General features: G+C 60.0%; 8 protein-coding genes. All 8 read left to right on the plus strand.

Features of this window, described 5'->3' with window-relative positions:
• The first annotated feature begins 71 nt into the window (after positions 1 to 71).
• The 8 genes from AC0L30_RS27995 (at position 72) to cpaB (ending at position 12,265) form a co-directional block, all read left to right on the plus strand.
• The gene (locus AC0L30_RS27995; RefSeq protein ID WP_473405682.1) at positions 72 to 5,951 is read left to right on the plus strand and encodes a VCBS domain-containing protein; all 5,880 of its coding nucleotides are present in this window, start codon (positions 72 to 74) and stop codon (positions 5,949 to 5,951) included.
• Positions 5,952 to 6,045: 94 nt separating this feature from the next.
• Positions 6,046 to 7,758 carry a type I secretion system permease/ATPase gene (locus tag AC0L30_RS28000; protein WP_473405683.1) on the plus strand — a complete coding sequence of 571 codons (1,713 nt, stop codon included), beginning with the start codon at positions 6,046 to 6,048 and terminating at the stop codon, positions 7,756 to 7,758.
• Positions 7,759 to 7,767: 9 nt separating this feature from the next.
• Positions 7,768 to 9,138 (plus strand): HlyD family type I secretion periplasmic adaptor subunit, encoded by a 1,371-nt coding sequence (locus AC0L30_RS28005; protein WP_473405684.1) that lies wholly within the window; start codon positions 7,768 to 7,770, stop codon positions 9,136 to 9,138.
• Between the two features lie 411 nt (positions 9,139 to 9,549).
• Positions 9,550 to 9,942, plus strand: coding sequence for a hypothetical protein (locus AC0L30_RS28010; protein WP_473405685.1), 393 nt, complete (start codon positions 9,550 to 9,552; stop codon positions 9,940 to 9,942).
• Positions 9,943 to 10,266: 324 nt separating this feature from the next.
• Positions 10,267 to 10,476, plus strand: a complete 210-nt coding sequence (locus tag AC0L30_RS28015; protein ID WP_473405686.1) for a hypothetical protein — start codon at positions 10,267 to 10,269, stop codon at positions 10,474 to 10,476.
• 110 nt (positions 10,477 to 10,586) lie between these two features.
• On the plus strand, positions 10,587 to 10,787 hold the full coding sequence (locus AC0L30_RS28020; RefSeq protein WP_473405687.1) for a hypothetical protein: 201 nt from the start codon (positions 10,587 to 10,589) through the stop codon (positions 10,785 to 10,787).
• 64 nt (positions 10,788 to 10,851) lie between these two features.
• Positions 10,852 to 11,358 (plus strand): A24 family peptidase, encoded by a 507-nt coding sequence (locus AC0L30_RS28025; protein ID WP_473405688.1) that lies wholly within the window; start codon positions 10,852 to 10,854, stop codon positions 11,356 to 11,358.
• A gap of 1 nt (position 11,359) precedes the next feature.
• Entirely contained in the window at positions 11,360 to 12,265 is a 906-nt protein-coding gene (cpaB, locus tag AC0L30_RS28030; protein ID WP_473405689.1) for a Flp pilus assembly protein CpaB, read from the plus strand.

A 12,265-nucleotide genomic window follows, 5' to 3' on the forward strand; every position in this document is an offset into this window, starting at 1 on the left:
TCGACGACGGCAATGGCGGCCTGATCACCAAGCAGATCGACGTCACCATCACCGGCACCAATGATGCGCCCGTGATCACCGCCCAGGATCTGACCGGCGCGGTCACCGAGCAGGTCACGCCAGCCGGCAACCTGTCCGACAGCGGCACCATCTCCTTCAGCGACGTCGACCTCACCGACGTGCATCTGGTTTCGGCCACCGGCACCCCGATCGGCTCCGTGCTCGGCTCGCTCACCGCGGTCAAGGACAGCGACACCACCGGCACAGGCACCGGCGGCCAGCTCACCTGGACCTACACGGTGGCGGATTCCGCCGTCGAGTATCTGGCCAAGGACCAGACCAAGGTCGAGAGCTTCACCATCACCCTCGACGACGGCAATGGCGGCCTGATCACCAAGCAGATCGACGTCACCATCACCGGCACCAATGATGCGCCCGTGATCCATCTTGTAGCGACGGGAACGCCCGACACCGCGACCGCGACCCTGACCGAGACCAACGCGGGCCTCACCACCAGCGGGACGCTGACGGCGACCGATGCGGACCTGTCGGACACGGTGAGTTCGTCGGTAACGACCGTGGTGGCTTCGGGCACCACGACGGGGCTTGGGCTGACCAACGCCCAGCTGCTGGCGATGCTCGGCGTGGCGCCGGCATCTGGCCTGGCGGCGGATCCGACTGACACCCACAACCTGACCTGGACGTTCAACTCCGGAACGCAGGCGTTCGATTATCTGGCAGCCGGCCAGTCGCTGACGCTGACCTACACGGTCCAGAGCACTGACACTCAACCGGCGTCTGATACCCAGACGGTAACGATCACGGTCACCGGGACCAACGACGCCCCGGTTTTGAATGCCCATGGTGGCTCGCTGTCCTATACGGAGAACCAGGCGGCAACTGCGATTGATACCGTGCTGACGGCATCGGACGCCGACAGCGCGAATCTCACCGGGGCGACGGTATCGATCACCGGCAACTTTGTATCCGGCCAGGATGTATTGGGCTTCACCACGCAGAACGGTATCACGGGCAGCTACGTTGCGGCGACCGGCATTCTGACGCTGACGGGCACGGCGACCGTGGCCCAGTACCAGGCGGCACTTGAGTCGGTGACGTACTTCAACTCGAGCGACAACCCGTCGGATGCGACCCGCACCATCAGCTACCAGGTTGACGACGGTCAGGCGGCAAACCACGCAAGCAACATCGTGACCGCGACGGTGGCGGTGACGCCGGTCAACGACGCGCCGGTGCTAAATGCCAATGGCGGGTCGCTGTCGTACACCGAGAACCAGGCGGCGACGGCGACGGACACCGCATTGACGGCATCGGATGTCGACAGCACGAATCTGACCGGGGCGACGGTATCGATCACCGCCAACTTCGTCTCGGGCCAGGATGTGCTCGGCTTCACCAGCCAGAACGGCATCACGGGCAGCTACAATGCATCGACCGGCGTGCTGACGCTGACCGGTTCTGCGACCGTGGCCCAGTACCAGGCGGCGCTGGAGTCGGTGACGTACTTCAACTCCAGCGACAACCCGTCGGGTGCGACCCGCACCATCAGCTATCAGGTTGACGACGGCCAGGCTGCAAACCATGCCAGCAACATCGTGACCTCGACGGTGGCGGTGACGCCGGTCAACGACACGCCGGTTGTCGTCGCGGGTCATACGCTGAACTACACGGAAAACCAGGCCGCCACCGCGATCGACAGCGCCATTACCGTGTCCGACGTCGACAATGCCAATCTGGCCTCGGCGACGGTGCAGATCACCGGCAACTACGTCAACGGCCAGGATGTGCTGGGCTTTACCAACCAGAACGGCATCGCCGGATCGTTCAATGCGGCGACCGGCACGCTGACCCTGACCGGTTCTTCCAGCGTCGCGAACTACCAGACCGCGCTGGATTCGGTGATGTACTTCAACTCGAGCGACAACCCGTCGGGCGCTATCCGTACCATCAGCTATCAGGTTGATGACGGGCAGGCGGCAAACCACGCCAGCAACCTCGTTACCTCGACGGTGTCGGTGACGGCGGTGAATGACGGACCTACGAACACCATGCCGGCCAGCTACACCTCGAACGAGGATACCTCGGTCAAGCTGAGTGGCCTGTCTGTCACGGATATCGATTCAGGTGCAAACAACATCACGGTCACGCTGGCGGTCGCCAGCGGCACGATCACGGCCGCCACTGCGGGAAGCGTCACCGTGACCGGCTCCGGGACTGGCAGCATTGTACTGACTGGGACCGTGGCCAACATCAATACCTACCTAGCAACCGTCGCCAACCAGCCGACCTACGTGCCGGTGGCCAATGCCAATGGTGCGGTATCCCTCACCATGACGACCAGTGATCAGGGCTTCACCGGCACGGGCGGCACGCTGACCGATACCGACAGCATCAACATCAACATCACGGCGGTGAACGATGGACCCACGAACACCCTGCCGGCCAGCTACACCACGAACGAGGATACCTCGGTCAAGCTGAGCGGCCTGTCTGTCACGGATATCGATTCAGGTGCAAACAACATCACCGTTACGCTGGCGGTCGCCAGCGGCACCATCACGGCTGCCGATGCGGGAAGCGTTACCGTGACGGGGTCGGGGACTGGCAGTATTGTGCTGACCGGGACCGTGGCCAACATCAACACCTACCTGGCAACCGTCGCCAACCAGCCGACCTACGTACCGGTGGCCAATGCCAACGGCGCGGTGTCCCTCACCATGACCACCAGTGATCAGGGCTTCATCGGCACTGGCGGCACGCTGACCGACACCGACAGCATCAACATCAACATCACGGCGGTTAACGACGCGCCGGTGAACACAGTTCCCGGTACGCAAGAAGTGCTGCACGACGCCAACCTTTCCATCACCGGAATGTCGATCAGCGATGTGGATGCCGGCGGCGCGGTAAATATCACGACGAACCTGTCGGTTCTACACGGCACGCTGACGATAGCGTCAGCCGGAGGGGCGCTGGTATCGGGCAGCGGCACCGGATCGGTGACGCTGACCGGAACGGTGGCACAGATCAACACGACATTGGCAGCGGCCAACAATGTCGTCTACAAAGGTGTGGCCAATTTCGTCGGCAGCGACACGTTGACGGTGCTCACCAACGATCACGGCAATACAGGGACAGGTGGGAATCTGACTGACACCGACGCCGTGACCATCAACGTCGAGAGCAACAACCCAGGTACACTGACGACTAGTCCGACCGACGTCATCTTCTACGCCAGCGGCACGAACACCCTAAATGGAACAAACGCGACCTTGAACGGTACAGATAGCATAACCGGTGGGACCGGCACGGACACGCTTATCCTCACCGGTGGCTCCCCTCTCGCCACATTTGGTGCTGGAAACATTGTTCTCACAAACTTTGAAGTCTTCAAAATTGTCGACAGCAACAGTGGAAACCATACCAACAACATCACATTCCTTACGGGTTTCCAAAACAATGGGACATTGACTGTCGACGGTTCCGGAATCGGCGGTAATGGGAAGCTCAATCTGCAAGCAAGCACTGTCACTTCAGGAGCTTTTGTTGTCATCGGCGGAGACAACGACGACATTATCAACACTGGCTCCGGCGACGACACAATCACCGGAGGTCCGGGCAACGACACCCTTACTGGCGGCGGCGGCAACGACACGTTCAACGTCAATTCCGGCACGGACACCGTCACGGATCTTTCGGGTAGTGATGTACTCGTTGTAAGCGCAGGCGCAACGACCAACGCCACGGTATCAGCAGCATTTACCGCAACGTCTTCGACCAGCAACGCTGGTACGGCCAACCTGAGCAGCAACGGCTTTGCTGTTGACTTGAGCGCAGCGACCGGTGCCAACGGCTTCTCGGTCACCAACACCGGCGCAGCGGCGGCCATCACCGGTTCAGCACAGAATGACACGCTGATTGGCGGCGCCGGAAATGACACGCTGGTCGGTGGCTCGGGTGCCGACAGCATTACTGGAGGCGTCGGCGCTGATACGATGACTGGTGGAGGCGGTGCCGACACATTCGCCATCAATAGTGGGCAATCTCTCGGTACCGTTGGTGGTTCCGGAGATGCTGGCACGATCTCCGGCTATGACGTGATTGCGGACTTCGCCACGACCGGAACTAACGATATCCTCGATCTGCCAGTCACAACGACAGGTAGCTCGGCCACTACCAACGACTCCACGCTGACGATCGGTGGCGCGACGGTGAAATCGCACTCAATCACGAATGGGATAATCACATTCGACGACGCTAATGCCTTCGCGACGGCCCTGACCTTGACGTCTACAGCTAACGTCGCAGCGGTTGTGCAGTATCTCCACAACAACGACATAGCGACTGGCACTGGCGCAGCGGTTGCGTTCGTAGCGAATATCGGAGGAACCGCTCATAGCTACGTTTTTGAGCAGGTCGGAACAGCTCAGAACGCCGCTAACGACATCTTGGTCGACCTTGTAGGGGTCACCTTGACTAACATCACCCAGGCCCATCTCGCTCCCGCTGGCATAGCCGGCGAAGCCATCAACCTTGGCCTGACAAATCCGGCGGATCACGTCGGCGCAGTGAGCGTGAGTATTACTGGTGTTCCTTCGGGGTGGACTCTGAGCGAAGGCACGGACAACGGGGATGGCACCTGGACCGTCCAGACCAATGACGTCTCGACACTCTCGATCACTGCCTCCGTCGGTTATGCAGGTGCGGTTTCGTTACATATGTCTCAGACCTGGAGCGACGGTAGCGGCGGTACCGGGCTCGCCATGGTTACCAACAACGTCGAAGCCTATGCGCCGGGATCGCCGATCTTCGCGCTCTCAGGCGACGACAACCTGACCGGCTCGAGCGGCCACGACATGTTCGTGTTCTCGCAGCCGATCGGTCATGACGTGATCTATAGCTTCGACGCCGCCTCGGATCAGATCGATCTGATCGGCTATGCCGAGTTCACAGGCTTTGGCGACATCCAGTCGCACATGGCCAACGACGCTGCCGGCAATGCGGTGATCACGCTCGCCGATGGTCAGTCGATCACGCTGAATGGCGTCGATGCCTCGTCGCTCACGGCAAGCGACTTTGTGTTCGATCAAGCGCCGGTCACGGAGAATGCCGGCCACATGGTGATCAGCGACGGCGCAATCCTGCCGCTCTCCGGCATCATCGACAACATCGGCACGATCGAGTTGAACTCGACCGGAAGCAAGACCGATCTCGAACTCATCGAGCACGGCATCACGCTCCAGGGCCACGGGCAGGTCATCCTGTCCGACAGCAGTGAGAACGTGATCACCGGGACGGTTTCCGACGTCACGCTGACGAACGTGGACAACACGATCTCCGGTGCCGGCCACCTCGGGGATGGGGTGATGGTGCTGGTCAATGAAGGCACGATCATCGCCACCGGCACCAATGCACTCGACATCGATACCGGATCTAACGCCGTCACCAACCCCGGCACGCTCGAGGCAACCGGAACCGGTGGATTGGAGGTCCACAGCGACCTCGTCAACACCGGCGTGTTGTGGGCCAATGGCGGCAACGTCACAATCGATGGCAATGTCAGCGGTAACGGAACGGCTCAGATTAGCGGTTCGGCCACACTCGAATTCGGAGCGGCCTCATCTGCGCATGTCACGCTTGATGCCCAAGCGACCGGGACAATCGTGCTCCATGACTCCTTCGACTTTAGCGGGGTCGTGTCCGGATTTAACGGGGATGACCACCTGGATCTCCTCGATGTGGCATTCGGGGCCGGCACGACCGCGAGCTATGTCGCAAATCAGGCTGGTGCTGGAGGAACCCTGTCGGTGACCGACGGAGTCCATACCGCCAATATTACCCTGTTGGGCCAGTACGACCCCGCGGGCTTCCAAACCGAGGCAGACAAGAACACGGGAACGCTCATCAGCTACCACGACCATCTGGCCTGATGCGCTGCGGGGAAATGGGTCGGGGCCAATGTTGCGGCCCCGACTTTGGATTACGGTGTGATTTTGAAGAGGGGCGGATTTTCCGCTGATCTGTGTGAGTACTCCGTTCAAAAGACCCGACGAACTCCGGCGTTTGCTGCAAAGCTGCCGGGGCTATTTCGTCACTGCCGCGATCTTCAGCTTGGCGATCAATCTGCTTTACCTGGCCGGGCCGCTCTACATGCTGCAGGTCTATGACCGGGTGATCTCAAGCGCCAGCGAGATCACGCTGCTGATGCTCACGATCGCGCTGTTGATGGCGTTTCTGGCGCTGGCAGGGCTGGATGCCGTACGCGCCCGCGTGCTGACCCGCGCCAGCATTCGCCTCGACCAGACGATCGCGGCGCGCGTGATGACGGCGATCATTCATCGCTCCGCTGGCGCCGGCGGCGCGCGCAGCCAGCTGCTGCGCGATTTCGACACCTTCCGCCAGTTCGTCACCGGCATGGGGATCCATGCGATCTTCGATCTGCCCTGGGCGCCGATCTACATTGCCGTGATTTTTGTGCTGCACCCGTTCCTGGGGGCGTTCGCATTGGGCTGCTCCATCCTGCTGATTCTTATGGCCCTGTTTAACGAGTGGCGGGTCAAGCTGCCGTTGACGGAGGCCGGCGAGGCGGCTTCCCGGAGCTACAGCTTTACCGAGATGAGCCTGCGCAATACCGAAGTGGTGCGGGCAATGGGCATGACCGAAGGGCTGCTGAGGCGTTGGGCCCGTGATCGCACCCGCATGCTTGAACGGCAGGTCTCTGCGAGCGATCGCGCCGCCACCATGCAGAGCATCATCCGTTTTCTGCGGCTTGCCATGCAGTCGATGATACTTGGCCTGGGCGCCTATCTCGTGATCGAGCGACTTGCAACCGTCGGCGCCATGTTCGCCGCGAGCATTCTGCTCGGAAGAGCCCTGCAGCCGGTAGAGCAGATCGTTGGATCCTGGCGCAATCTTGTATCTGCTCGTGGAGCATTCCTGCGCATCCGCGAGCTCTTGAAAGCCGATCCCCAACGGGAGATCGGTTTGACGCTGCCGCGCCCGCAGGGCCGACTCTCGGTCGAGGGGCTCTCCTATGTGCCGCCGTTTGGTTCGAAGCCCATCCTGCGCGGGGTATCGTTCGCAATCGAGCCGGGCGAAGTACTGGGCATCATTGGTCCTTCGGGCGCCGGGAAATCCACGCTTTCGCGTCATCTGGTCGGTGTGCTTGCGCCATCTGCTGGCGCGGTGCGACTGGACGGGGCGGACGTCTCGAGCTGGATCAAGACGTCACTCGGCCAGCATATCGGTTATCTCCCCCAGGATATTGAGCTGTTTGCTGACACTGTTGCCGTCAACATCAGCCGATTCCAGGAGGGCGAAGACAGGGAGGTGATTCTGGCGGCGCGGATGGCGGACGTGCACGAGATGATCCTGCGCCTGCCGGATGGCTATGATACGCAGGTGGGAGAAGGCGGCGCCATACTCTCGGGCGGTTATCGTCAGCGTATTGGTCTTGCCCGCGCCATCTTCGCCAATCCGAGCCTTCTCGTGCTCGACGAGCCGAGCTCCAATCTCGACGCCGAAGGAGACGCCGCGCTCGCCGATTGCATTCTTCAACTCAAGAAGCGCGGCACGACGGTGGTGATTATCTCCCATCGGCCGGCCACCATCGGCGTGGCTGACAAGATCCTGGTGCTGCGTGAAGGCGTCGTCGAGATGTTCGGACCGCGCGCCGAGATCCTGGCCCGTCTGACGAGGCCCGTACCGATCCACACGGTCCGCGAGACGACGGGTTAGGACATGGTCATGGCGCTGATGGAGTTTACAAGCCGGTCGAAACCACGCGCATTGGCGCCGAGCTTGACGATTGATCAACTCAGGAGCGGTGCACCGAGCGACTCGATTCGTCGCGTAGCACTCGCGGGATGGCTGATCATCGCCATCTTTTTCGGCGGATTCGGCACCTGGGCGCTGACGGCACCACTCAACGGCGCCGTGGTTGCAAATGCTATCATCAAGGTCGACGGCAACCGCAAGAGCGTCCAACACCTCGATGGCGGGATTGTCAGGGAATTGCATGTCCGGGAAGGGGAGCGGGTGCTGACAGGCGATCTCCTGATCGTTCTGGACGATACGCAGGTCCGTGCCGAGTATGAGGTGCTCACACAACAATATGCCGTGCTTCGTGCGACGGAAGTACGGCTCCTGACGGAGCTCGATCATGGATCCGAGCTGACCATGCCGGCCGATTTGAGGGCGCGCTCTGATGACCGCTACTTTAAGAGCGTTTGGACCGGTCAGCTTAATCAGTTCGACAGTCGGCGAGCATCGCTTGACGGGCAACGAAGCGTCATTCGCGAGAAGATCAACCAGCTTGGGTCACAGATTGTGGGCGCCGAGGCACAGGTCAAGGCCTTCACCGATCAGATCAATTCGGTCCGCAACGAGGCAAAGGATCTTGCGCCGTTGGTCGAACGGGGCCTGATTGCGCGTCCGCGAATTCTCCAGCTGGAGCGGACGGCGTACGGTTTGGAAGGCCAGATCGCCGATACAAAAGCTAGTATCGCGAAGGCCCGCCAGGCCATCGCCGAGCAGGAGCAGCAGATCGCCCAACTCGATAATGATCGGATGACAGATGTCACCAAGGACTTGCGTGACACGCAGGCCAGATTGCTCGAGGTCATTCCGAAGGCGCTGAGTGCAAAGTCGGTCCTGGGTCGCATGGAAATTCGGGCGCCCTATACCGGCCGGGTGGTGGGATTGACCGTGTTCGCCGTCGGCGGCGTCATCCAGCGCGGCGACAAGATCCTCGACATCGTACCGGCCGAGGACGCACTCACCATCGAAGCCCAGGTTGCGGTGGAGGACATCAGCGACGTACATCCCAATATGCGCGCCGAAGTCCATCTCACCGCCTACAAGCAGCGGATCGTCCCGATCATTCGCGGCGACGTCATTCAGGTTTCGGCTGACCGCCTCACTGATCCCAAGACAAATGCGCCCTACTACACGGCCTTTGTCCGGATTGATCAAGGTGAGTTGGCGGACATGCCGAACATTCGCCTGTATCCTGGGATGCCGGCGACCGTTATGATCCCGACCGTTCAGCGAACTGCGTTTGATTACATCGTCGGGCCGCTCGCAATGTCATTCAATCAGTCGTTTCGGCAGAAATGAAGGAGAGAAGGCAAGCGATAGAAGAGGCATTAGCAGCGGCGCCGATCGGCGTAGGGAGGTACACATGCCTCATCCCGAAAGCCAAGCTCGCTCATCCACACAAAGGGCGGCGAAAACCAAAGGGCGAACGAGAGGCGCGCTATGAAAGGTATAATGTTTTTAGAGCCATCGACAGCGCTTACCGCGTGGGCAACCTCAACGTTTGTTGATGGGGCCGGCGCATCCCGTCGAGTTTCCGAAAGAGCCCGCATCCCGTGACGTCGGCTTGACCGAATTCCCGCTCGAGTGATGTGATCTATTGGAGTTCGCTCCATTTCATCGGGACGTTGCTGGATCGCGGCTGCAATAAATATCGTGGTGGTCCGGCTTTCCCTCCCTGATCGCCGGATTTCCACCTTGCGTGCGGACCGAATGGACCTTCTGCGCCTGTTGCTCGCGCTAGGTGCCGACGTGCAGCAACGCGGATTGAACGACTGGAAGCCGCCGCATTACTCTGTAAGTCTTGATGACGGCGACGCAGTCGAGCCTCTGTTTGAAAACGGCCCAGACGTCGAGGCGCGAATCCGAATTGATGATTGCGTCAGGCCAGTGCAACTGACGGAATCATGCGGCTGCAAGGCAGCGATCAGTGCGATCGGAATCTTCGGAGGGATCACCTCGCCCGTCGTGGACAGACGTGTTGCGTCGCGCGTACGCACGTCGCGAAATCTGCTCCATGCGCGCCGGCCCGGTCGCGGCGTGGGCTCAATTATGTGTGAGTGGATCGACAGGTTGATGGAGCGCCATAGCTCATTGTCATCATAATTCTCGAATTACCGAATAATAAAATTAAACCGCTGGTCATCCGTACTATTCCGGTGAATTTTACCGGCTCTCAGCCGGCGCTCGGCCCGAATTAGATTTTTTTGGTCTGCTATCGTCTTCGTATTGCAGTGTTTTTGGCTGTATTGTAATTTTCATTTTACCTGTTTCGCGTTTGGTTAATCCAAAATGATATTATATATTAAATGTTGACGATAATAAACATTTAACGGATAGTTTATCGCTGGCGGGCCCGGAGTTAGATCCGCAGCCGCTGGAAGTTGCCGAGGTGTCTACAAATTCATCTTGAAAGAAGGGATTCTTCCAATGTTGCAATATTACGTCGAGACCAAGGAAGCGTTGAAGCGTCTGCGAACGGACCAGGATGGCGTGGTGTCATTCGAATACATCATCGTCGCGGCTTGCATCATCGGTGCCGTGACCGCGGCGTTCGGTACTGGCGCCGGCGGTGCGATCGCGACGGCGCTGACTGGCGGGATCACCGCAATAACTGCCGCTTTCACCGCGGCCGTGTAGTTACGGGCTGTTCGCCCCAGAGGGGGGCATCGGAATTTGCCCCCCACTTTCTTGAGCCATGCAGTCACCGTCAGGCAAAAAGAAGGTTCCTTTCTATGTTGAGGTATCGCGTGAAGTCCGCGGACGCGTTGAAGCGTCTGCGCACGGACAAGGACGGCGTGGTGTCGTTCGAATACGTGATGGTGGCGGCATGTATCGTCGGTTCAGTGAGTGCTGCTTTCGGTACAGGCGCCGGTGGAGCTGTCGCGACGGTGCTGACGAGCGGGGTCAACATGATTAGCGCCGCTATCAGCGCTGCCGTCGGAAGCTAGCACAGCCGTCTGGGCCATGAAGGCACGGGAGATCAGTCACTACATCGTTTAAGGCGTGCATTTGATGAGTTGGATCGTTCCCATAATCTCGTTTCTCGAACTCCTGTTGTTGCTCTATGTCGCGACGACCGACATCGCGACGCGTTTGATCCGAAATGAGATTTGTCTAGCTCTGGCGATCCTCGGGATCGCGGGTCAATTGGCGAACCCAATGGACCTTATCCAGTCGGTGATCGTGGCTGCGATCGTGTTCCTGCTCCTGTTCGGCATCTACCAACTCGGCAAAATCGGCGGCGGCGACGTCAAGTTGCTGGTTGTTTTGGCGATTGGTCTCCCGCTGACAGGCGTGATTCAGTTGTTGACCGTCACCGCTCTGGCCGGCGGCGCTCTTGCTTTGGTGCATCTGATGATGCGCCTCCTTCCATATCCCAGGCTGGCACCCGCAGGATCGTCGCTCGTGCGCCGAGTCTACGCGGTCGAGCGTTGGCGCCATTTGCGACACGCACCGCTACCTTACGGGGTTGCCATAGCGTGCGGTGGTATCTGGACCGTTTTCAGCAAAGGACTTTGACATGTCATCCGCTTTGCGTCTCTCGATCATCATGGTGTTCTTGTTCGCGACCGTCGCGCTCGGGCTCATCGCCTACAGCATGAACGTGCCGAAAGCGCAGGTCCCGGTCGCACAGGTCGCGGAGAGCATTCCGGCGCCTCCCACTGTCGGGTACTTCGTCGCGGCACACCCGCTACCGAGGGCGACACTGGCCCGCGATGATGATTTCGAGGTGCGCTCGGTGCCGCCGGAACGTGTTCCAGCAGGGGCGATCCTTGATACGCCCGATGCCAAGATCGGACTTCGCGGATCTCTCGTTCGCAACTTCCTCGACACCGGCAATCCCGTCACATCCAAAGACATATTGCGCCCGCGCGAACGGGGTTTTCTCGCCAGCGTCTTGGAACCGGATACCCGTGCCATCAGCATCAACGTCGACGCCGCGTCTGGTGTCTCGGGCCTGATCTGGCCGGGTGACTATGTGGATGTCGTGTTGACCCAGGAGTCGACGACGTTGGCTGAGAAGCCAAATCCGGACTACCAGCATGGCACGCTGAGCGAAACCGTTGTTTACAATGTTCGAATTGTCGCGGTTGACCAGGAGATTGTGCAAGGTGGCTCGGCCAGCAACGCCGCGGCCGGTAAGGTCGCGCACACGGTATCGTTGCAGCTCGCGCCGGAGCAGGTCAAGAAAGTTACAGTCGCAGCACAGCTCGGAAAGCTCTCCCTGGCCGTACGGTCAGCGGTCGATCGACAGGACATAGGGGACACGGCCGCGACGGTGGTGGTTTATGCACGCAACAGCGGCACGAAATACTCAGTCAGAAGGGACGATACAGGGAACACGCGCACGCTGTTGAGCGGCGACGTGTTGCCGGCAATTGGCCCGTCAACGCCGGTCGCTTCGGCCGTTTCGTCACGTCGGTAA

It is taken from the genome of Bradyrhizobium sp. MI1.11 (assembly GCF_055811255.1).

Coding starts and splice junctions, on each gene's coding strand:
- AC0L30_RS28005 (WP_473405684.1), top strand. CDS start 7,768: ATGGCGCTGATGGAGTTTACAAGCCGGTCGAAACCACGCGCATTGGCG.
- AC0L30_RS28010 (WP_473405685.1), top strand. CDS start 9,550: ATGGACCTTCTGCGCCTGTTGCTCGCGCTAGGTGCCGACGTGCAGCAA.
- AC0L30_RS28015 (WP_473405686.1), top strand. CDS start 10,267: ATGTTGCAATATTACGTCGAGACCAAGGAAGCGTTGAAGCGTCTGCGA.
- AC0L30_RS28025 (WP_473405688.1), top strand. CDS start 10,852: ATGAGTTGGATCGTTCCCATAATCTCGTTTCTCGAACTCCTGTTGTTG.
- cpaB (WP_473405689.1), top strand. CDS start 11,360: ATGTCATCCGCTTTGCGTCTCTCGATCATCATGGTGTTCTTGTTCGCG.